The 22,092-nt window shown below is 38.6% G+C and carries 19 protein-coding genes; 18 read left to right on the forward strand and 1 reads right to left on the reverse strand.

Going from position 1 to position 22,092, the window contains the following annotated elements:
- Positions 1 to 331: 331 nt before the first annotated feature.
- A complete protein-coding gene (gene pfkA / locus V7266_RS17940; RefSeq protein ID WP_335469622.1) occupies positions 332 to 1,291 on the forward strand; it encodes a 6-phosphofructokinase in 960 nt (319 codons plus the stop codon).
- Between the two features lie 40 nt (positions 1,292 to 1,331).
- Positions 1,332 to 3,095, forward strand: coding sequence for a pyruvate kinase (gene pyk / locus V7266_RS17945; RefSeq protein WP_335469623.1), 1,764 nt, complete (start codon positions 1,332 to 1,334; stop codon positions 3,093 to 3,095).
- A gap of 109 nt (positions 3,096 to 3,204) precedes the next feature.
- Here pyk and ytvI read toward each other — a convergent pair whose 3' ends face one another.
- The gene (gene ytvI / locus V7266_RS17950; protein ID WP_335469624.1) at positions 3,205 to 4,320 is read right to left on the reverse strand and encodes a sporulation integral membrane protein YtvI; all 1,116 of its coding nucleotides are present in this window, start codon (positions 4,318 to 4,320) and stop codon (positions 3,205 to 3,207) included.
- Positions 4,321 to 4,528: 208 nt separating this feature from the next.
- On the opposite strand from ytvI, the gene V7266_RS17955 reads away from it, so the two are divergent.
- The 16 genes from V7266_RS17955 (at position 4,529) to ytxC (ending at position 22,087) form a co-directional block, all read left to right on the forward strand.
- Positions 4,529 to 4,990: a DUF441 domain-containing protein gene (locus V7266_RS17955; protein ID WP_335469626.1), complete on the forward strand. Its 462-nt coding sequence runs from the start codon at positions 4,529 to 4,531 to the stop codon at positions 4,988 to 4,990.
- 436 nt (positions 4,991 to 5,426) lie between these two features.
- Positions 5,427 to 6,545: a citrate synthase gene (gene citZ / locus V7266_RS17960; protein ID WP_335469627.1), complete on the forward strand. Its 1,119-nt coding sequence runs from the start codon at positions 5,427 to 5,429 to the stop codon at positions 6,543 to 6,545.
- 146 nt (positions 6,546 to 6,691) lie between these two features.
- Positions 6,692 to 7,960 (forward strand): NADP-dependent isocitrate dehydrogenase, encoded by a 1,269-nt coding sequence (gene icd, locus V7266_RS17965; RefSeq protein ID WP_335469629.1) that lies wholly within the window; start codon positions 6,692 to 6,694, stop codon positions 7,958 to 7,960.
- 143 nt (positions 7,961 to 8,103) lie between these two features.
- Positions 8,104 to 9,042, forward strand: a complete 939-nt coding sequence (gene mdh, locus V7266_RS17970) for a malate dehydrogenase (RefSeq protein ID WP_335469631.1) — start codon at positions 8,104 to 8,106, stop codon at positions 9,040 to 9,042.
- Between the two features lie 244 nt (positions 9,043 to 9,286).
- Positions 9,287 to 10,003 carry a response regulator transcription factor gene (locus tag V7266_RS17975; protein ID WP_335469632.1) on the forward strand — a complete coding sequence of 239 codons (717 nt, stop codon included), beginning with the start codon at positions 9,287 to 9,289 and terminating at the stop codon, positions 10,001 to 10,003.
- Positions 10,000 to 11,436, forward strand: coding sequence for a two-component system histidine kinase PnpS (gene pnpS / locus V7266_RS17980; RefSeq protein ID WP_335469633.1), 1,437 nt, complete (start codon positions 10,000 to 10,002; stop codon positions 11,434 to 11,436). The genes V7266_RS17975 and pnpS overlap by 4 nt, the downstream gene beginning before the upstream one ends.
- Positions 11,436 to 14,072 carry a DNA polymerase I gene (polA, locus tag V7266_RS17985; RefSeq protein ID WP_335469634.1) on the forward strand — a complete coding sequence of 879 codons (2,637 nt, stop codon included), beginning with the start codon at positions 11,436 to 11,438 and terminating at the stop codon, positions 14,070 to 14,072. The genes pnpS and polA overlap by 1 nt, the downstream gene beginning before the upstream one ends.
- Before the next feature lie 14 nt (positions 14,073 to 14,086).
- Positions 14,087 to 14,914: a DNA-formamidopyrimidine glycosylase gene (gene mutM / locus V7266_RS17990; RefSeq protein ID WP_335469636.1), complete on the forward strand. Its 828-nt coding sequence runs from the start codon at positions 14,087 to 14,089 to the stop codon at positions 14,912 to 14,914.
- A gap of 103 nt (positions 14,915 to 15,017) precedes the next feature.
- The gene (ytaF, locus tag V7266_RS17995) at positions 15,018 to 15,653 is read left to right on the forward strand and encodes a sporulation membrane protein YtaF (RefSeq protein WP_335469638.1); all 636 of its coding nucleotides are present in this window, start codon (positions 15,018 to 15,020) and stop codon (positions 15,651 to 15,653) included.
- A gap of 19 nt (positions 15,654 to 15,672) precedes the next feature.
- Positions 15,673 to 16,278, forward strand: a complete 606-nt coding sequence (coaE, locus tag V7266_RS18000) for a dephospho-CoA kinase (protein ID WP_335469640.1) — start codon at positions 15,673 to 15,675, stop codon at positions 16,276 to 16,278.
- Positions 16,279 to 16,455: 177 nt separating this feature from the next.
- The gene (locus V7266_RS18005) at positions 16,456 to 17,487 is read left to right on the forward strand and encodes a glyceraldehyde-3-phosphate dehydrogenase (protein WP_335469642.1); all 1,032 of its coding nucleotides are present in this window, start codon (positions 16,456 to 16,458) and stop codon (positions 17,485 to 17,487) included.
- Between the two features lie 167 nt (positions 17,488 to 17,654).
- Entirely contained in the window at positions 17,655 to 18,044 is a 390-nt protein-coding gene (locus V7266_RS18010; protein ID WP_335469643.1) for a hypothetical protein, read from the forward strand.
- A gap of 164 nt (positions 18,045 to 18,208) precedes the next feature.
- On the forward strand, positions 18,209 to 18,670 hold the full coding sequence (gene nrdR, locus V7266_RS18015; protein WP_026563356.1) for a transcriptional regulator NrdR: 462 nt from the start codon (positions 18,209 to 18,211) through the stop codon (positions 18,668 to 18,670).
- A gap of 59 nt (positions 18,671 to 18,729) precedes the next feature.
- A complete protein-coding gene (locus tag V7266_RS18020) occupies positions 18,730 to 20,127 on the forward strand; it encodes a replication initiation and membrane attachment family protein (RefSeq protein ID WP_420491445.1) in 1,398 nt (465 codons plus the stop codon).
- Positions 20,128 to 20,137: 10 nt separating this feature from the next.
- Positions 20,138 to 21,064, forward strand: coding sequence for a primosomal protein DnaI (gene dnaI / locus V7266_RS18025; RefSeq protein ID WP_335469646.1), 927 nt, complete (start codon positions 20,138 to 20,140; stop codon positions 21,062 to 21,064).
- 141 nt (positions 21,065 to 21,205) lie between these two features.
- On the forward strand, positions 21,206 to 22,087 hold the full coding sequence (ytxC, locus tag V7266_RS18030; protein ID WP_335469647.1) for a putative sporulation protein YtxC: 882 nt from the start codon (positions 21,206 to 21,208) through the stop codon (positions 22,085 to 22,087).
- Positions 22,088 to 22,092: the final 5 nt, after the last annotated feature.

The following is a 22,092-nucleotide window of genomic DNA, read 5'->3' on the forward strand; positions in this document are numbered from 1 at the left end:
CGCCCGCGGGTTTGCTGAGCGCCTGGAGCGGAAATCAACATCCAAGATTAAAACAGCCTTCTTTTTAAGTTCACAATTTTTTCACTGAAAATCCATAAAACTGTTAATGATAACGGTTCCAAATTAAAATAAAACGCTACCAGTTTACTAACTATTCCGTCTATTATAATTACTAATATGAATCGGTTGTTAACACGTTTTCTTCGTGTTATTTTATAAATATTCGAGAGCTTTATGTTAATAATAATAAAGTACTATGAAGTGTGGCTTAAATTCATTTATTTACTAACAAAATGTACATACGTTCAAATTGATTATTGAGGTGATAAACATGAAAAAAATAGGTGTTCTTACAAGTGGGGGAGATTCTCCAGGGATGAATCCTGCCATACGTGCGGTAGTTCGTAAGGCAATCTTTCATAATGTAGAAGTTTATGGTATTTACGGAGGCTACGCAGGATTAGTTAGCGGGAATATAAAAAAACTAGAGCTTGGTTCTGTTGGTGACATCATTCACCGTGGAGGTACGATGCTTCAGTCTGCCCGCCTGCCGGAATTTGCAAATAAAGAAGTGCAGCAACAAGGAATTGAGCAGCTTCGTGCCCATGGAATTGAAGGACTTGTTGTAATCGGGGGTGACGGTTCCTACCGTGGCGCAAGAGCCTTAACCCAGCAAGGGTATCCCTGTGTTGGTGTACCTGGAACGATCGACAATGATATTCCAGGAACAGAATTGACCATTGGCTTTGATACTGCTCTCAATACTGTAATTAATGCAATTGACAAAATTCGTGATACGGCAACATCCCATGAAAGAACATTTGTTATTGAAGTAATGGGACGTAATGCTGGAGATATAGCACTGTGGGCTGGACTTGCAGGCGGTGCGGAAACCATTTTGATCCCAGAAGAAAATTATGACATGAAAGAAGTGGCTGAAAGGCTGCGCAGTGGTCATGAACGCGGTAAAAAACACAGTATTATTGTCGTGGCTGAAGGAGTTTGCAGTGGCTATGAATTTGCCCGCCAGCTTAAAGAGACCACAACATTTGATACAAGAGTATCGGTATTGGGGCATATCCAGCGCGGCGGTTCACCGACCGTAGCAGACAGGGTCCTTGCCAGCAGGCTTGGAGCACGTGCAGTTGAATTACTAATTGATGGAAAAGGCGGACGTGCCGTAGGAATTGAAAATAATAAGCTTGTTGACTACGATATTATTGAAGCCTTAGAGAAAAAACATACGCTTGACCTTGAATTATTTAGGTTATCTAAGGAATTATCAATATAGGAATTAGAGTTTGTCTTTTCTAAAATAGGAGGAAAAAAGCATGCAACGAAAAACAAAAATTGTTTGTACGATTGGACCGGCAAGCGAATCAGTTGAAAAATTAACTCAATTAATTAATTCGGGTATGAATGTTGCCCGTTTAAACTTTTCTCATGGCGATTTTGAAGAGCATGGGGCAAGAATCAAAAATATCCGTGAAGCTGCGAAGCAAACTGGAAAGACCGTAGCTATATTGCTCGATACTAAAGGACCTGAAATTCGGACAAATAACATGCAAAACGGGGCAATTGAGCTTGAAGCAGGCAAAAATATTATTGTATCCATGATAGAAGTAGAAGGAACTACTGAGAAATTTTCTGTTACATACCCTGGATTAATTGAAGATGTACATGTAGGTTCTAAAATTCTTTTAGACGATGGATTAATCGGTCTTGAAGTTATTGAAATCAATCAAGCTGAAAAAGAAATTCATACAAAAATATTAAACAGCGGTACATTAAAGAATAAAAAAGGTGTTAACGTTCCAGGTGTGTCGGTTAATTTGCCAGGGATTACGGAAAAGGATACAAATGACATCCTATTTGGAATTGAGCAGGGAATCGATTTTATCGCTGCATCGTTCGTACGCCGTGCAAAAGATGTATTAGAAATACGTCAACTCTTGGAAGATAATAATGCTGCACATATTCAAATTATACCAAAAATTGAGAATCAAGAAGGCGTAGATAACATTGATGAAATTCTTGAAATATCAGATGGTTTAATGGTTGCCCGTGGAGACCTTGGTGTAGAAATTCCCGCTGAAGAAGTGCCTCTTGTGCAAAAAATGTTAATTAAAAAGTGTAATGCACTAGCAAAACCAGTTATTACAGCAACGCAAATGCTTGATTCTATGCAGCGCAACCCTAGACCAACTCGTGCGGAAGCTAGTGACGTTGCCAATGCCATTTTTGATGGTACGGATGCAATTATGCTATCTGGTGAAACAGCTGCAGGACAGTACCCTGTAGAAGCTGTACAAACGATGCATAACATTGCTTCAAGAGCAGAACAAGCCTTGGATCATAAAGAAATCTTATCAAGCCGCAGCAAGGACACTGAGCACAATCTTACGGATGCGATTGGTCAATCTGTAGCCCATACCGCATTAAATCTTGAGGTTAGATCAATTATTACACCAACCGAGAGTGGCCATACTGCCAGAATGATTTCTAAATATCGTCCAAAAGCAGCGATTGTTGCCGTGACTGCAAATGAAACAACTGTTCGTCGTTTACAGCTAGTTTGGGGTGTTTATCCACAACTTGGCAGAACTTCAACGACTACGGATGAAATGTTAGATACAGCAGTTGAATCAAGTCTAGAAAGTGGTATTGTTAAACATGGTGATTTAGTTGTCATTACTGCTGGCGTACCAGTTGGGGAAGCAGGCACAACCAACTTAATGAAGATTCATGTGGTTGGGGACATCATTATCAAGGCCCAAGGAATTGGACGTCGTTCGGCTTTTGGTAAAGTTGTGGTTGCGCATGATGCAAAGGAAGCATTGGATAAAGTGAAGACTGGATCCATTCTCGTTACACTCGGAACTGACCGTGATATGATGCCTGCTCTTGAAAAGTGTGCTGCTGTAATTACTACAGAAGGTGGGTTAACCAGCCATGCAGCAGTAGTTGGTCTTAACTTAAGCATTCCTGTTATTGTTGGAGTAGAACGTGCTCTAGAGTTATTTAGAGATGGACAAGAAATTACAGTTGATGCAGCAAGAGGTATTGTCTACAACGGCCACGCAAGTGTCCTTTAATGTCGAATGTTCAAATAAACGAGGAAAAAAATAAGTGATTAAAGCCAAAAAACGTCAGCATCCTTTTGGAGCTGACGTTTTTTATAATTTCCTTTAAATTCGCAGACAGTTAAATTTCTTTCCCTTTAATATAGGACCAGACATCATGAAAAACGTTTGCGCGATAAAGTGTACTAATGATTACAAGGGTCACTGGACCAACGATTAGGCCTAAAAATCCGATTAGTTTAAAGCCGACAAATAAGGCGATAAGGGTAGCTAATGGATCCAAGCCGATACTAGATGAGAGGATTTTTGGCTCCATGATTTGACGTTGTACGAGGACGATAATATAAAGAACACCTAAACCAATCGCCAGCCCCATATCACCGCTTATGGAGGAATAAATGATCCATGGTACAAAGACAATACCTGTTCCTAAGTAGGGGATAATATCAACAATACCTGTTGCTAACGCAATCGTGATCGCATAATCTACTCTTAGGATTAGCAAGCCGATTAAGATAATGACCGTTGTGATTGAAATAAGGGTTAGTTGTGCTTTAATAAAACCGAATAACGCCTTCTTTAAGTCTACAAAGACGGTTTTACCACTTGTTTTTGCTTTTTGCGGCAATATTCTGCCGCCCATTGCTGTCAAGTGATACCAATCTTTACTGATAAAAAAGGTTGCTAATAGAGAGAAAATCAGGACAGTAGCAGCGTTGGGAAACCAAGAAAGGATATTAGGAATATTTCCGAATAGATTTTTAATAAATGTCCCAACTGTAGAGCCGATTTTTGCCCCTACATTTTGGATATTACCAATAATCGTGTCCTGCTGGCCTGCTTCCAGTTTATTGAATACACTTGTTAATTGGTTGTATAAGGGAATAATTTGGGCTGTAAAATAATCCTCAAGATAATTAATCAGGGTATCTAGATGTTCAGGAACCACTGCAGCCAAGTAGGCAGCTCCAGAGACAATCTCTGCGATTAAAAGCGTAATTAGTCCTGCACAAAAAGCAAATATGACAATTAGGGATAGCAGGACGGCTAGAACCCGGGGCATCTTTGCCTTTTTCTCAAGGAGGTCGACTAAGGGGTTAATCAAAAAGGCAATGATAAGACCTATTAAAAATGGATAAGTGACTTTTGACAAAAAATAAAAAAGGTACAACGCTAAACACACACCGCCGATTACGAGCAAAAATCGTATGGTCCGGTATATATATTTAAGCTCCAAAAGCAGCCCTCCTAAAGGATGAATAGTAATTTCAGTTTACCATTTTATGATTGAAACTGCATAATTTTCCAGAATATATATTCTCTAAAAATATTACGAACTACCTGAGAAAAAGTTTCATTAGATATAAATAGAAAAAATGAAAAACGTTATATCAAACTGTCAATAAATAGTATGGTACGATAATTTGGAAAGGATTGGTGAGAAAATGCTCAGCGAGTCACTATTATTCCTCCTTCTTTTACTCGTAATCGGGTTCATTGCGAAAAATAGTTCTTTGATGATTGCTATAGCTGTCTTATTATTATTAAAAGTGGGTGGGATAGAGTCGAAATCATTTTCCTTTATTCAGTCAAAGGGAATTAACTGGGGTGTCACGCTGATTACGATTGCTGTTTTGGCCCCAATTGCCAGCGGGGATATCGGTTTTAAAGATTTAACTTCTTCTTTTAAGTCACCATATGCTTGGATTGCTCTTGTTTCTGGGATGTTAGTGGCACTACTTGCTAAGGGGGGCGTCAAACTTTTGGCCGATGACCCTCAGATTACAACCGCATTAGTACTAGGGACGATTCTGTCTGTTTCTATCTTTAAAGGTGTAGCAGTAGGCCCTCTGATTGGTGCAGGTATTGCCTACACTGCCATGAAAATATTTGGATATTTCAGCTAGATTTTTTGTGGAATAATATTTTTTTTGTTTTTTTCGGTGTCTTTTCATTCACAAAAATCTGATAATTGTTTATAATAAGCTTGTAAGCGTATCCTTATTTACATAAACTATATACAAATGTGTAAAATTATTTTTAAATGATTGTTAGAAACACATTCTTGGATTGATTCCGAGCAATCGCTCAGTCAATAGCAGGCAAGAAAAAATTCAGGCGTCATTTGATTAAGTCAAACACCATATATTTCAAGCTTTTAACTCAACTGAAACCTGTTCATTGCTTTCAGTTGTATAAGTATTTTTGCCTTAAGGAAAATATAACTGTCTTAATAGGCATAATTGTAATTATGAGCTGGCTTTATTCTTTGTGAAGGTTTAGGTCAGCAGATGGTTTTTTTAGAAAGATGGGGAAATTTAGAATGTGAGGAGAGATTTAGCTATGACAGTAACACGCGGTCTTGAAGGGGTAGTGGCAACAACATCTTCGATAAGCTCTATTATTGATGACACACTGACATATGTTGGCTATGACATTGATGACTTAGCAGTAAATGCTAGTTTTGAAGAGGTAATTTATTTATTATGGCACCGTCGTTTACCAAATGCAGAAGAATTAGCAGAGTTAAAAACACAACTTGCTGAAAGCTCAGCACTTCCAGAAGAAGTCATCCAGCACTTTAAGATGTATCCAATTGAGAAGGTACATCCAATGGCAGCCCTTCGTTCAGCCGTTTCATTATTAGGCTTATACGATGACGAAGCAGACTTAATGGACGATGAAGCGAACTATCGAAAAGCTGTTCGTCTGCAAGCAAAAATGCCTGCCATTGTAACTACTTTCGCTCGTGTTAGAAAAGGACTTGAACCAGTGGCGCCAAGAAAAGATCTAAGCTTTGCCGCTAACTTTTTATATATGTTAACTGGTAAAGAACCGGAGCCAATTGCGGAAGAAGCTATGAATAAAGCATTGGTGTTACATGCGGATCATGAATTAAATGCATCTACCTTTACGGCCCGCGTGTGTGTCGCAACACTGTCTGATGTTTATTCAGGGATCACATCTGCCATTGGTGCCTTAAAAGGACCTCTTCATGGCGGCGCAAACGAAGCAGTAATGAAAATGCTGACTGAAATTAGCACACTCGAAAACGTTGAGCCATATGTCCGCGGCAAGCTTGCCAACAAAGAAAAAATCATGGGCTTTGGCCACAGGGTATACCGTAAAGGGGATCCTCGTGCCAAGCATCTGAAAGAAATGTCTAAGAAGTTAACTGAGTTAACTGGTGCACCACACTGGTATGATATGTCTGTTCAGATTGAAGCCATTGTAACAGGTGAAAAGAAATTACCGCCAAATGTGGATTTCTATTCTGCTTCTGTCTATCACAGCCTAGGAATTGATCATGATTTAATGACACCTATCTTTGCTGTAAGCCGTGTATCAGGCTGGTTAGCCCATATCTTAGAGCAATATGAAAATAACCGTTTAATTCGTCCACGTGCGGAATATACCGGTCCTGGCATGCAAAAATATGTGCCAATTAATCAAAGAGGTTAACATTTTACTTTTTTCCAAAAAATTGATTCAATAGTATTGAATTAATAAAGGTTAGAGGATTAACTCTCTAACCTTTGATTCAGTCTTTTGATAGATCACGAACAAAGTTTAAAGTCTTTATACATACCAGGAGGGAGAATTACACAATGCAAGGTGAAAAAATCACAGTAACTAACGGAGTTCTAAATGTACCAAACAATCCTATTATTCCATTTATTGAGGGGGACGGCATTGGACCTGATATTTGGGCCGCTTCCGAGAGAGTTCTAAATGCAGCAGTAGAAAAAGCCTATAAAGGCGAGCGTAAAATCGTATGGAAGGAAGTTCTTGCTGGAGAAAAAGCTTTTAATCAAACTGGTGAGTGGCTTCCTAAAGAAACACTTGATGTAATCAATGAGTACCTGATTGCAATCAAAGGTCCTTTAACAACTCCTGTAGGCGGAGGAATTCGTTCCTTAAACGTTGCGCTGCGTCAAGAGTTAGATTTATTTGTATGCTTACGTCCAGTAAGATGGTTTGAAGGTGTTCCTTCCCCAGTTAAGCGTCCAGAGGATACTGATATGGTAATCTTCCGTGAAAATACCGAAGATATCTATGCTGGTATCGAGTATGAAAAAGGATCTGAAGCTGCAAAGAAGGTTATCAACTTCTTACAAAATGAATTAGGTGTTAACAAAATTAGATTCCCTGAAACTTCTGGTATTGGCATTAAGCCAGTTTCTGAAGAAGGAACTAACCGTCTAGTTCGTGCGGCAATTAACTATGCCATTAAAGAAGGCCGTAAGTCTGTTACACTTGTGCACAAAGGGAATATCATGAAATTCACTGAGGGAGCATTTAAAAACTGGGGCTATGCACTTGCAGAAAAAGAATTCGGTGATAAGGTGTTCACTTGGGCGCAATATGACCGCATTAAAGCAGAACAAGGTACAGATGCTGCGAACAAAGCACAAGCTGATGCTGAAGCTGCTGGTAAAATCATCGTAAAAGATGCGATTGCCGATATTTTCTTACAACAAATCCTTACTCGTCCTCGTGAGTTTGATGTTGTTGCAACGTTAAACCTAAACGGTGACTATATTTCTGACGCACTAGCAGCTCAAGTTGGTGGAATTGGTATTGCTCCTGGAGCTAACATCAACTATGAAACTGGACACGCAATTTTTGAAGCAACACATGGTACTGCACCTAAATACGCTGGCCTAGATAAAGTAAATCCGTCTTCAGTTATTTTATCAGGTGTGCTATTACTTGAGCACTTAGGTTGGAATGAGGCAGCAACTATGGTTATTAATTCAGTAGAAAAAACAATTGCATCTAAAGTTGTAACCTATGATTTTGCTCGTTTGATGGAAGGTGCAACTGAAGTGAGAACATCTGAGTTCGGTGACGAACTTATTAAGAACATGGAATAATCACACTGGCGATAAGCACATGTATTTCTTAACGGACCTTGTTCTCTAAATGCTTGATCAGGAACAGGGGCTGTTGTTACAACAGCCCCTGCCTGCATATGTAAGGTTTAAAAAACAATACGTTTCAAAGGGGAGAGCTTAAAATGTCATTAAAACGTAAAAAGATTTCTGTAATCGGCGGCGGTTTTACAGGTGCTACAACTGCGTTTTTACTTGCTCAAAAGGAACTTGGAGATGTTGTTCTAGTTGATATTGCTCCCATGGAAAACCCTACAAAAGGTAAAGCATTAGATATGCTTGAAGCCAGTCCTGTTCAAGGCTTTGATGCTAACATTACCGGTACATCTAACTATGAGGACACACGTGATTCTGATATTGTTGTGATTACAGCTGGTATTGCACGTAAGCCAGGCATGAGCCGTGATGATTTAGTGCAAACAAACCAAAAAGTGATGAAAAGTGTTACACAAGAAATCGTTAAATATTCTCCAAACTGCACCATTGTTGTTTTAACTAACCCAGTGGACGCAATGACTTACACGGTATTTAAGGAGTCTGGTTTCCCAAAAAATCGTGTAATTGGTCAATCTGGTGTTCTTGACACTGCTAGGTTCCGTACATTTGTTGCTCAAGAATTAAATGTGTCTGTAAAAGATGTTACAGGTTTCGTTCTTGGCGGCCATGGTGACGATATGGTTCCACTTGTGCGCTACTCCTATGCTGGCGGAATTCCATTAGAAACATTGGTTCCTAAAGATCGTTTAGATTCAATTGTAGAGCGTACTAGAAAAGGCGGCGGCGAAATTGTTAACCTTCTTGGTAATGGAAGTGCTTACTACGCACCAGCTGCTTCTTTAGTTGAAATGTGTGAAGCTATTCTTAAAGACCAACGCCGTATATTACCATCCATTGCCTACCTTGAAGGCGAATTCGGCTATGACGGAATTTATCTTGGCGTACCAACTATCCTTGGTGCAAACGGTATTGAAAAGGTAATTGAACTAGAACTAACTGCTGAAGAGAAGGCGGCATTGGATAAATCAGTAGAATCTGTCCGTAATGTAATGCAAGTTTTAGTTTAATGATAGTTGTTTCGGAGATCTCAATGGGGTCTCCGAATTTTTTTTCATATTAGACATCTTTTCTTTTACAAATACTATTGTATAAAACAAAAATCGCGAAACTAGCGAGAATTGTGAATTCTTTGTAAATTTTTTTACATGAAAGCGGTCTTATTTAACAAATATTGAGTTCAGCCTATAAAACTAGATAATCCTTATTCCTTATAGATATAATGAGGGTATCTAGTAAAATGGGGGTTATTGTATGAAGAATAAAGTACTAGTTGTCGATGATGAACAATCAATCGTGACCTTACTTCAATATAATTTAGAGCAGGCAGGATTTGAGGTTGTAACCGCAATGGATGGAGCAGAAGGGAAACAATTAGCCGAATCGGAGTCACCTGATATTATAGTATTAGATCTAATGCTGCCAAGATTAGATGGAATGGATGTTTGTAAACAACTGCGTCAACAAAATATTATGACCCCAATCCTGATGTTAACGGCAAAAGACGATGAGCTAGATAAAATTATAGGACTCGAGCTTGGTGCAGATGATTATATGGTTAAGCCTTTTAGTCCGAGAGAGGTCATCGCCCGGGTCAAGGCTATTTTAAGAAGAACCCAAATGCAGACCGAAGCAGCCCCAGAAAATGATGAAACAGAAGAGCAAATCCAAATTGGGAAATTAACCATTTTCCCAGGGAAATATGAAGCTTTTTTCAAAGAAAAGCAATTGGAATTAACATTAAAGGAATTTGAATTGCTCCTTTATCTTGGACGAAATAAGGGGCGTGTATTAACTAGGGATCAATTGCTCAGTTCTGTTTGGAATTATGACTTTGCAGGCGATACTAGGATTGTTGATGTTCACATTTCACACCTTCGCGAAAAGATTGAAAAAGATACAAAGAAGCCTGATTATATAAAAACAATGCGCGGCTTAGGCTATAAACTGGAGGAGCCGAAAGAAGAATGATTAAATTCCGATCGAGGGCTTTTGTTGCACTAATCAGTTTAATCGTGGTTGTATTAATAGGATTAGGAATATTGCTTGGACAGTTCTTTAAATACAACTTTTTAGATGCCCTGAATAACAAGATTAAGGTGGAAATCTGGTGGGTATTATCTGCTGGCTTTGGGACAGCAGTCATTGTCACGCTGCTTCTTGTTTTCAAGATTACTACTAGATACACAAAACCAATTAAAGCAGCAACCGAAGTGGCAATCGAGCTTGCGCACGGGAACTATCGTGCTCGTACAAAAGTAAGCCGGTTAGATGATACGGGAATATTAGGTTCTTCGATAAACATGCTGGCAGAGAATCTTCAGGAACTCACCAAAGTTCGAGATATTCAGCAGGACCGCCTGAGCGCTTTGATTGAAAATATGGGAGCTGGATTAATCCTTATAGACAGCAGAGGGTATATTAATTTAGTCAACAAGGGCTTTATTGACATTTTTCATATTAATCCAAGTGAATATCTAAATAAACAATATTATGAAGTAGTTGATTATGAGGAGATTTGTCAGCTTATTGCGGAGGTATTTCGTACGGAACAAAAGGTAAGTAAACAATTACATTTACCTTTACAGATCGAAAGGAAGTATTTTATCGTTTATGGTGTTCCAATTATCGGTGCTAATAATGTCTGGAAGGGAGTTTTGCTTGTATTCCACGATATTTCCGAAATCAAGAAACTTGAACAAATGCGCAAGGATTTTGTCGCCAATGTTTCTCATGAATTAAAAACACCAGTCACCTCGATAAAGGGATTTACAGAAACTCTCCTAGATGGTGCGATGAATAACAAAGAAACGCTTCAATCGTTTCTCTCAATCATCTTAAAAGAAAGCGACCGTCTGCAGACTCTAATTCAAGATCTATTGGACCTTTCAAAAATTGAACAGCAAGGCTTTCAATTAAATATTCAAATGATTAATTTATATTCCATCCTTCAAGATGTTCTAAAACTTTTGGATGGGAAAGCAGATACGAAGAACATTCAGCTCGAGTTTCAATCTAAACAGAATCATGCCTATATAAAAGGGGATTTCGATCGCTTAAAGCAAGTGTTTATCAATCTTATCAACAATGCTATTACGTATACGCCGGTTAATGGGAAGGTGAGTATATACCTGCTTGACAGTGATGAAATGGTACGCATTTCTATCAAAGATACGGGAGTGGGTATTAGTAAAGAAGATATTCCCCGGATATTTGAACGGTTTTACCGTGTTGACCGAGCGAGAAGCCGGAACTCTGGTGGAACAGGCCTCGGCTTAGCTATTGTGAAACACCTAATAGAAGCCCATCAAGGGAGCATAAGTGTGAAGAGTAAATTGGGTGAAGGCAGTGAATTTATCATTGAACTGCCAAAAGAAATGAATTTGAAAGATGGTGAAAGGTAATGGAAAAGAAAAAGCTTGTTCTGATAGATGGGAACAGTATTGCTTATCGCGCCTTTTTTGCTCTCCCTTTACTTAATAATGACAAAGGAATACATACAAATGCCGTTTATGGTTTTACCATGATGTTAATGAAAATATTGGAGGATGAAAAGCCGACCCATATGCTAGTTGCATTTGATGCAGGGAAAACCACGTTTCGGCATAAAACCTTTGGCGAGTATAAAGGCGGCCGGCAAAAGACACCGCCTGAGCTGTCAGAGCAGTTCCCGTTCATTCGAGACCTGTTGGATGCTTATGGGATATCAAGATATGAGCTAGAAAATTACGAAGCTGACGATATAATTGGTACGCTTTCGCTGACGGCTGAAAAGAATGGTTATGAGGTAAAAGTCATCTCTGGAGATAAAGATTTAACGCAGCTATCCTCTCCTATCACCACTGTTGGCATAACAAGAAAGGGAATAACCGATATTGAGGAGTATACACCTGAGCATGTCGCTGAAAAGTACGGCCTGATTCCGGAGCAAATCATTGATATGAAAGGGTTAATGGGAGATGCCTCTGATAATATCCCTGGGGTACCAGGGGTAGGTGAAAAGACCGCCATTAAGCTTCTTAAAGAATTCTCCACCCTGGAAAACTTATTAGACTCCATTGATCAGGTAAGCGGGAACAAGTTGAAGGAAAAATTAGCTGAATTTAAGGAACAAGCTATCATGAGTAAAGAACTGGCGACGATTGAACGGCAAGCGCCGGTGGAAGTCGACTTAGAAAGAATAGCTTATGAAGGCTATACGAGAGAAAAACTATTCAGCTTGTTTAAAGAATTAGGCTTTAACTCCCTACTAGAAAAGCTAGGAGATGAACCCATTGAAACAGTAGAACAAGTCCTTGAGGATATTGATTACGTAATTCCAGAAAAAATTACGGATGATCTCTTAGCTGAACACAATTATTTCTATGTTGAAATGCTTGATGATAATTATCATTTTGCTGATATTATTGGTTTTTCAATTGTCAATGAAACAGGTCATTATTATTTGCCGACAGAGATGGCATTAAAATCAGACGTCTTTAAAAAGTGGGCAGAAGATGAGCAGAAAAAGAAAATTGTATATGATGCCAAACGTTCTGAGGTTTCTTTGCGAAGATACGGTATTCATTTAACAGGAATAGAATTTGATATTCTAATGGCCGCTTATTTGGTTAACCCATCGGAAAATATTGAAGACTTAGCCGCGATTGCAAAAAGATATCCAATTCATACAGTTCAATCAGATGACTCCTTTTATGGAAAAGGGGCGAAGCGGAAGGTTCCTGAAAATGAAAAGCTTGCCGAACATCTGGTTCGAAAAAGCCTTGCTATGTCTGAGTTAAGAGATAAACTCGAAGATGAATTAAGGGAAAATGAACAGTACGAATTATTCAAAGAACTAGAAATGCCGCTATCCTTTATCTTAGCGGATATGGAATCAACTGGGATTAGAGTGGAACAGGACCGGCTGCAAATGATGGGAAAAGAACTGTCAGCAAGACTGATTGAAATTGAGGAAAAAATATGTGAGTTAGCTGGAGAAAAATTTAACATCAATTCACCAAAACAATTAGGTGTGATCCTTTTTGAAAAATTAGGCTTGTATTCGTATAAGAAAACAAAGACCGGTCATTCTACCTCCGCCGATGTATTAGAGAAATTAGCAGAGGATCATGAAATTATCCAATATATCCTTCTTTACCGCCAGCTTGGCAAACTGCAATCAACGTATATTGAGGGTCTATTGAAAGTCATAAACCAAAAAACGGAAAAGGTTCATACAAGGTATCAGCAAACGTTAACCGCAACAGGACGGTTAAGCTCCATTGATCCAAACTTACAAAATATCCCGATTCGTCTTGAAGAAGGCCGGAAAATTCGTCAATCTTTCGTTCCTTCTGAAAAGGGCTGGGTGATCTTTGCCGCAGACTATTCGCAGATTGAATTGCGGGTACTAGCCCATATTGCCGGAGATGAAAAACTGATAGATGCTTTTAAACATGATATGGATATCCATACGAAAACCGCAATGGAAGTATTTCATGTTGAAGAAGATGAGGTAACTTCTAATATGAGAAGACAGGCCAAGGCCGTAAACTTTGGGATTGTCTATGGAATTAGTGATTATGGACTTTCACAATCCTTAGGGATTACCAGGAAAGAAGCAGGCCAGTTTATTGACCGTTATCTTCATACGTATCCTGGTGTTAAAGAATATATGGATGACATCATTCATTCTGCCAGACAGAAAGGGTATGTGACGACCTTAATGCAAAGAAGAAGGTATCTTCCGGAAATTACTGCCCGAAATTTTAATTTACGAAGCTTTGCTGAAAGAACGGCGATGAACACGCCAATCCAGGGAACCGCCGCTGATATTATCAAAAAAGCGATGATTGATATGGACGAGGCCTTAAAGGATAAAGGTCTTCAAACACGACTCCTGCTACAAGTCCATGACGAATTAATCTTTGAAGCTCCTGAAGAGGAGATTGAAACATTGAAGAAATTAGTTCCTGCTGTCATGGAAAATGCGCTTGAATTAAAAGTACCTTTAAAGGTTGACTATGCCTATGGACCAACCTGGTTTGATGCTAAATAAAAGGAGAATTAACATTGCCGGAGCTTCCTGAGGTAGAAACTGTTAGAAAAACATTAAAACATCTTGTCCTTCATAAGGAAATTGCCAATATTTCTGTCTATTGGCCTAAAATCATTAAAAATCCTGTTGAGGTGGAGCAATTTATTGATGCCCTCAAAGGAGAAACAATCGTTGATGTAGGCCGAAGAGGTAAATTTTTAATTATTTATACAGATCAATTTGCGTTGGTGTCCCATTTACGCATGGAGGGCAAATATGGTCTGTATCCACAAGAAGAGCCTTTTGATAAGCATACACATGTGATTTTTCATTTTACCGATAATACCGAATTAAGATATCGTGATGTCCGTAAATTTGGAACAATGCATCTTTATATAAAAGGGGAAGAGTTTCTAAAGCCTCCATTGTTGGAACTTGGTCCGGAGCCATTTTCAGAAGAGTTTACAAAGGAATACTTAGCCGAAAAATTAAAAAAGACGAATCGCAGGGTGAAAACGGCCTTATTAGACCAAAAACTGTTTGTTGGTTTAGGAAATATTTATGTCGATGAGGCCTTGTTTCGTTCCGGTATTCATCCTGAACGGATTGCGAGTTCGCTAAATCCTGAGGAAATATCAGTTCTTCACGAGGAGATTGTCGCGACTTTAAGTGAGGCGGTTAAACAAGGCGGCAGTACGATTCGTTCTTATGTAAATTCTCAAGGTCAAATCGGAATGTTTCAAAAGGAGTTATTTGCCTATGGCCGGACTGGAGAGGCATGTAAAAAATGCGGGACTCCTCTTGAGAAAACCACAGTTGGCGGTCGGGGAACACACTATTGTCCTAAGTGCCAGAAAAAATAGGACAGACATAGCGTTGTTGAAAGAAAGAGAATAACAAAACACATTGGATGGGCTCCTGCCATATACTATCGTAGTGATTTTGGAGGAAGGAGCCCTAGACATCATGGTTCAGTTGTTCTCACTTCTTATATTAGCTTTTGCTCTCAGTCTTGACAGCTTTAGCGTTGGCTTCACGTACGGATTACGGCAAATGGTTATGCCGCTTAAATCCGTTTTAATTATTGCTACCTGCTCGGCTGTTTCATTAATGATAGCCGTGTCAATCGGACATGGTCTTGAAAAGATATTATCCCCCAAACTAACGGCAAGCCTAGGTGGAATTATCTTAATTGGCCTGGGTGCCTGGGTGTTATATCAGTTCTTTCGACCTGAGAAAGAAAAAGAAGAGCTGACACATGAAAAAACCATCGTTAACTTTGAAATACGCTCTTTAGGAATCGCCATAAACATCCTAAAAAAGCCGATGTCTGCCGATTTTGACCAATCTGGAACCATTACAGGAATTGAAGCCTTAATGCTTGGCTTCGCCTTATCTTTAGATTCTTTTGGTGCAGGGATTGGAGCGGCCATGCTTGGGTATTCTCCCTTTTCCTTAGCATTTGCGGTCGCTGTCATGAGTTCTCTATTTGTTCTGTTAGGGATCAAAAGTGGCACATTTTTTCATAAATTTGAATGGATTCAAAAATTCACCTTCTTACCAGGAGTCTTATTAATCATTATCGGAGTTATGAAGTTATAACTTTAGAAAGGAACAAAGCATGTCACTAGTTATTGGGCTAACAGGCGGAATTGCCAGTGGAAAAAGTACAGTTTCAAACATGTTAAAAGAAATGTCCATCACCGTTATCGATGCAGATGTAGAAGCCCGCTTAGCAGTAATGAAAGGGGAACCCGCTTACCAAGCGATTATTACTGAATTTGGTGAGGGTATTCTTTTAGAAAATGGTGGAATCGACCGGCAAAAACTTGGCGCGATTATCTTTCATCAAGCTGACAAACGGCAGCGGTTAAATGAAATCACCCATCCAGATGTAAGACGAAGAATGCTTGAACAAGTGGAGACTGCCAAGAGGAAGAATGAAAAAGTGGTGGTCTTGGATATTCCCTTATTATTTGAAAGTAAACTTACCTCAATGGTGGAAAAAACGTTACTCGTATATGTAGACAGTGATATCCAATTGCAAAGATTAGTGGATAGAAATAACCTAACCATTGCTGATGCAAAAGCAAGGATCGATTCACAAATGTCCTTATCAGAAAAAATTAAGCTTGCGGACGCTGTCATTAATAATAATGGAACCATTGAAGAGACGAAACAACAGCTTCATACTGTATTAACTAAATGGGGGATAAAACAAAAATAATGTATTGAAGGAGGCACTAGCCTTCTTTTTTTTTATGTGGAAAGTGGAATGTGACCAACTAATTTAAAATTATTCAAAATATCCGCTATTTAATGATCACAATTATTCCTAAATGTGTTATACTAATTATAATAATACTAGTTAAAAGTATAACACTAATAAGGAAGGGGTCATAAAATGAAAGCAAGAATTGCCATTAATGGATTTGGGAGAATTGGCAGGATGGTTTTTAGAAAAGCAATCCTTGAAAGTAATCTTGAGGTGGTAGCAATCAATGCAAGCTATCCGGCAGAAACATTAGCTCATCTCATTAAATATGATACAAATCATGGGCCATTTCAGGGAGATGTCATTCCTTTAGATAAAGAATTAATTGTCAATGGTAAACGAGTTAAACTATTAAATAATCGTGTGCCTGAGGAATTGCCATGGAGAGAACTTGAGATTGATATTGTTATTGAGGCAACGGGAAAATTTAATTCTCGTGAACAGGCTGCACTACATCTTGAAGCAGGTGCCAAAAAAGTTATTTTAACCGCACCAGGCAAAAATGAGGACGTAACAATTGTAATGGGGGTAAATGAAGAAATGCTTGATCTCACTCAGCATGATATTATCTCCAATGCCTCTTGTACAACAAACTGTCTTGCTCCGGTTGCAAAGGTATTAGATAAAAAATTCGGTATTGAGTGTGGGTTAATGACAACGATCCACTCTTATACAAACGACCAAAAGAATATCGACAATCCCCACAAAGACTTACGGAGAGCCCGTTCATGTGGACAATCTATCATCCCCACTACAACTGGGGCGGCTAAAGCTATCTCATTGGTACTTCCACAATTAAAAGGAAAACTCCACGGGATGGCATTACGTGTGCCTACGCCAAATGTTTCATTAGTAGACCTTGTGGTAGATTTAAAATGTGATGTTACACTAGACGAGATTAATCAGGTATTCTTAGAAGAAGCAAACGGCTCATTAAAAGGAATTTTGGATATTACAATGGAACCCTTAGTATCTGTAGACTTTAATACAAACCCTCATTCTGCTATTATTGACGGCCTTTCGACGATGGTAATGGGAACGAGAAAAGTGAAAGTCTTAGCTTGGTATGATAATGAATGGGGGTATTCATCCAGAGTGGTCGATCTTGCCCTTTATGTGGCAGAGGGAATCGCCAAAATCTCGAAGGTGAAAGTCAGCTAATTATTCTTTACAATCATTTATGAAAATGCTGTCATTTGACAGCATTTTTTTAGTGGTTTAAAATAAAATACAACAAGAGGTGTACCAAATCGTACACCTCTTTTTATATTTTTATCAGAATGTTGTAAAATAGAGAAAAAGGAAGAAACATGGAGGGTATGGCTGCTATGGTGAATATTTTTACACGTTTTAAAAAACAAATCGAAACGACTGATCGAAATACGGATGACTCGTTAAAAACGCACTATTATAAGGCAACCTTTAATCAATTATTTCAGTCTGTAGAAAAGTTATTTCATGATGATGCGGATTGTCGGGTAACGACGGTATCTAAAGACCATGGGGAAATTGCTGTTGAAATTAATAAACCAATCTCTTGCTTTCTTGTTGTAACTATTGTTTCTGTCAAACCATTGGAAACGGCAGTAGATTTTAATATTTCTTCAGAGAGTTTTTCCATCCTAGGCATGTATCCGCAGTTGAAAAAAAGAATCGAATCCTATTATGAAAAGATTAATAAACTACATAACCTTGTCGAAATAAGAAAAAACTCGTAATCCCCTACTTGTGTTAAAGTCGGCTTTTTTATAAGATAAACGTAAGGATTTTGTTCGGGATATAGGCATGTTTTTAGAATATGAAACGTATAACGACTTTGTCTTCGCCCCTTTGGGGAAAACCAGTGGCAAGTTCTTTTATTCAGATTTGGAGTTGATTAACAATGAAGTGCCCTTCATGTCAAAATTATGGTACACGTGTGCTTGATTCCCGGCCTGTTGATGAAGGACGTGCAACACGGAGAAGAAGAGAATGCGAGGAATGCGGTTATCGTTTTACTACTTTTGAGAAGATTGAAGAGATTCCCCTGATTGTAGTTAAAAAAGAAGGAACAAGAGAAGAATTCAGCCGTGATAAAATTCTAAGGGGCCTGATTAAGGCGTGTGAGAAACGCCCTGTTGCTCTAAAGGAGTTAGAGGATATTACGCATGGTGTAGAGAAAGACCTTCGCAGCCAGGGCATTTCAGAAATCAAAAGTGAGGCGATTGGCGAGATGGTTATGGACAGGCTTGCGCATGTAGATGAAGTCGCCTACGTACGATTTGCTTCCGTTTACCGGCAATTTAAGGATATTAATGTATTTATAGACGAACTTAAGGAATTAATAAAAAAAGAAAAATCGTAAAAGGAGCTAAAGATTTTGGCTCTTTTTCTTAATTTATACAGGGGAAGGGTTGAATGGATATGGCGCAGCATTGGCAGGAAATTCTTCCTATCGACCGTTATATAGTAGCTGCCGGAGGGCTGCTGCATGAATATGACCGGAAAGTGCTGACGTTTTTATATCAGCCTCTGATTGGGTCCACGTGTTTAAGCTTATATATGACGCTCTGGGCAGAGCTTGAAGAGAATCGTCTCTGGTCAGAATCATCCACACACCATTTACTAATGAATCTAATGGGAATGAATTTAAAAGATATATACGAAGCACGGTTAAAGTTAGAAGGAATCGGGTTAATCAAAACCTATGTTAAGAACTTGGATGATGAACGTTCCTTTATTTATGAGCTCAAGCCGCCTTTGAATCCGGAGCAATTCTTTTTAGATGGAATGCTGAACATTTATTTGTTCCGGAAAATTGGGAAAAACCATTTTGCCCGTTTAAAACGCTTTTTTACCGATTTACAAAAACCCAATGAAAGTGAATATCATGATGTAACAAAGGCATTTCAGGATGTGTTTGCTTCGGCCACATTAGGGAGCATGCAATATATACAGGATGTTTCAGGGGAATTACAAGCAGAAGAGGATGAACAGTTTATTGGACGCCGGGAGCAAAAGGGGATCCAAATTGATGTGGATACGTTTGATTTTGGTCTTTTAATGGCCGGCTTAAATGAATCGCTTGTACCTAAAAAGGCATTAACGAAAAAAGTGAAAGAAGTCATTAGTAATCTTTCATTTCTCTATAATATAAATCCGATTGAAATGAAAAATTTAATTCTCGACGCCATTAATCCAAATAATGAAATCGACCTTGAAGACTTAAGAAAAGCAGCACGGAACTGGTACCAATTTGAAAATAATGAGCAATATCCGAGCTTAGTAGAACGGACACAGCCGCCAAAGTACCGGGTCCAATTGGACGAGCCAAAGACGAAAGAAGAAGTGTTGGTCCGTTCATTAGAAACCACCTCTCCCATTAAGGTATTTAGAGACGCTTCCCACGGAATTGAACCCTCTGATACCGAAATGAAAATTATTGAAGATGTGATGTCCAAGAAGAAGTTACTGCCGGGTGTGGTAAATGTTCTCATCCAATATGTCCTGTTAAAAGCAGATTCGAAATTTACAAAGAATTATGTGGAGCAGATTGCCAGCCATTGGGCGCGCAAGGAAGTTAAAACTGTAAAAGAGGCAATGGAATTAGCTAGAAGTGAGCATAGTAAGTATCTTTCTTGGAATGAAGAAAAGAAAAACAAAAAGGCGTCAAATAAAAAACCGATAAGGACCGAACTTTTGCCTGACTGGTTTGATAAAGAACCAAATAAAGAACCTGAACAAGGACCAAAAGAAAAAAATCCAGATTTAGAGGCTAAAAAACGTGAAATTGAAGAAATGTTAAAAGCAATCGAAGAGTAAGAGGTGCCATATGGAAAAGATAAACCGAACACTAAAACGGATAGCCTCAAGTGAGAACTTTCAAAAACGATATGAAAAAATGCGGCAAGAAACGCTGTCGCATCCGGCTGTTAAATCGTTTATAAGAGAACATCAAAATGAACTTACCAAGGATGCAGTTGAAAAGGGTCTAAATAAGTTATATGAATACATTAACCAAAGCAAAGAATGTCATAAGTGTGAAAGTCTTGATGGCTGTGTCAATATGATGAAGGGATACCAGCCGGAATTGGTATTGGTAAGGAATCTAATTGATGTAAGATATGAACAGTGCCCAAGAAAAATAATGGACGATGAAAAAAGAAAAAATGAAAAGTTAATTAAAAGTTTATATGTTCCAAAAGATATCTTAAATGCAACGTTTGAAGACTTGGAACATGATGATAATCGAATTGACGCGATTCAAAAATCACTTTCGTTTATCTTAAACTATGAACAAGGGAAGCCAGCAAAGGGTTTATTTTTATATGGAGAATTTGGAGTGGGGAAATCTTATTTACTAGGTGCCATAGCTAACAAGCTTGCCAAAAAACATATCTCCTCCATGATTGTTTATGTACCGGAATTATTGCGAGAAATGAAAAGTTCAATAGCCGATTCCACCCTAAATGAAAAAATTGAGGCATTGAAAAAAGAACCGATTTTAATGCTGGACGATATTGGGGCAGAAGCTGTGTCAAGTTGGACAAGGGACGAGGTTCTTGGACCTATCCTTCAGTTCCGGATGCTGGAAAGCCTTCCTACCTTTTTTACGTCAAATTTTGATTTAAAAGGGCTGGAACATCATTTAACCTACAGCCAGCGCGGCGAGGAAGAGAAAATGAAAGCACGCAGGATTATGGAAAGAATCCGTACCTTGAGTGAGCCTGTGTTAGTAGATGGGCCGAATAGGAGATAATTTTGGTATTAAGGGATTGCCTAACTTCGAGGCAGTCCTATTTTTTATTTAAATAATATTTCTATAGCCTAGCGTACTTCTATTTTGGCCAAGTCCCCCATATATATTAAACAGAGATTTTTCTAAAAAGGGGGGATTTGGTTGGCGGAAATCATCTTCCAGAGCAAAATGGATGCGAACCGGTTTTTTAACCACTTGCTAACGTATGTACCATTCAATTCTGATGAAAAAACTATTCTTCTAATAGAAGATCGACATATAGTACAAGTATTAGATGGGATCTTTTCAAATGATATGTTTAATAAGGTGAAAAAAGCCTTTTATGATTTTATTATCACCGTGAAACGTGATGACTGGTTTCGAGATATTATTAAGAATCACTATTTTTTTCAAGACGAAGAAGAACAGCAGGCGATTATCGAGATTATTTATTCCATCCTGGAAGGTCAAAGAGAGGATCTTGCCGTTTTCTTAAAGGAAACCAATAAAGAGACGTCTTTTATTGCGGAGGCACTGGATCATATTTTTCAAGAAAATGTTACTTTCTCATTTGACTCTTTACTTAAATTTCGCTTGCGGCCGTACCTTCAGATGCTCGAAGAATATGTTGAACTCGCCATTGATGAATATAAAATGGAGCAGGAATATCAAATGTTTATTCAAATGCTCCGCGATTTTTTAGTAAAGCGGGAGCCGAAAATGGCAGCCCTGCATGTATTATTCGATGGGGAAATTACTTTTTATAATGAGGAGCTGGCAGAAATTAAGCGGGCGGAATTAACGAGAATGATTGACCGGAAATTATTAGTCAATCATCCGGTTTATGTGGATTCAGTTTCAATCGCACCACTACTGTCGATTGCTCCCACGTCTATTTATCTTTACACAAATAACCCAGATGAGCCGCTGGTAAGAACGATCAAAAATATCTTTGAAGAAAGGGTAACAATAAAAAATTTTACTGCCTTAAGAAATTTGAAGGAATGGACAGCGGAACAGGGATCGAATGAAAATCATGCATAAAATGA

The sequence above is a fragment of the Neobacillus drentensis genome (assembly GCF_036965645.1).
Taxonomy (GTDB): Bacteria; Bacillota; Bacilli; order Bacillales; family Cytobacillaceae; genus Neobacillus; species Neobacillus drentensis_D.

Excerpts from the sequence above, each read along its gene's own strand:
- pfkA (WP_335469622.1), top strand. The coding sequence starts at position 332 with ATGAAAAAAATAGGTGTTCTTACAAGTGGGGGAGATTCTCCAGGGATG.
- pyk (WP_335469623.1), top strand. The coding sequence starts at position 1,332 with ATGCAACGAAAAACAAAAATTGTTTGTACGATTGGACCGGCAAGCGAA.
- V7266_RS17955 (WP_335469626.1), top strand. The coding sequence starts at position 4,529 with ATGCTCAGCGAGTCACTATTATTCCTCCTTCTTTTACTCGTAATCGGG.
- citZ (WP_335469627.1), top strand. The coding sequence starts at position 5,427 with ATGACAGTAACACGCGGTCTTGAAGGGGTAGTGGCAACAACATCTTCG.
- icd (WP_335469629.1), top strand. The coding sequence starts at position 6,692 with ATGCAAGGTGAAAAAATCACAGTAACTAACGGAGTTCTAAATGTACCA.
- mdh (WP_335469631.1), top strand. The coding sequence starts at position 8,104 with ATGTCATTAAAACGTAAAAAGATTTCTGTAATCGGCGGCGGTTTTACA.
- V7266_RS17975 (WP_335469632.1), top strand. The coding sequence starts at position 9,287 with ATGAAGAATAAAGTACTAGTTGTCGATGATGAACAATCAATCGTGACC.
- pnpS (WP_335469633.1), top strand. The coding sequence starts at position 10,000 with ATGATTAAATTCCGATCGAGGGCTTTTGTTGCACTAATCAGTTTAATC.
- polA (WP_335469634.1), top strand. The coding sequence starts at position 11,436 with ATGGAAAAGAAAAAGCTTGTTCTGATAGATGGGAACAGTATTGCTTAT.
- ytaF (WP_335469638.1), top strand. The coding sequence starts at position 15,018 with ATGGTTCAGTTGTTCTCACTTCTTATATTAGCTTTTGCTCTCAGTCTT.
- coaE (WP_335469640.1), top strand. The coding sequence starts at position 15,673 with ATGTCACTAGTTATTGGGCTAACAGGCGGAATTGCCAGTGGAAAAAGT.
- V7266_RS18005 (WP_335469642.1), top strand. The coding sequence starts at position 16,456 with ATGAAAGCAAGAATTGCCATTAATGGATTTGGGAGAATTGGCAGGATG.
- V7266_RS18010 (WP_335469643.1), top strand. The coding sequence starts at position 17,655 with ATGGTGAATATTTTTACACGTTTTAAAAAACAAATCGAAACGACTGAT.
- nrdR (WP_026563356.1), top strand. The coding sequence starts at position 18,209 with ATGAAGTGCCCTTCATGTCAAAATTATGGTACACGTGTGCTTGATTCC.
- V7266_RS18020 (WP_420491445.1), top strand. The coding sequence starts at position 18,730 with ATGGCGCAGCATTGGCAGGAAATTCTTCCTATCGACCGTTATATAGTA.
- dnaI (WP_335469646.1), top strand. The coding sequence starts at position 20,138 with ATGGAAAAGATAAACCGAACACTAAAACGGATAGCCTCAAGTGAGAAC.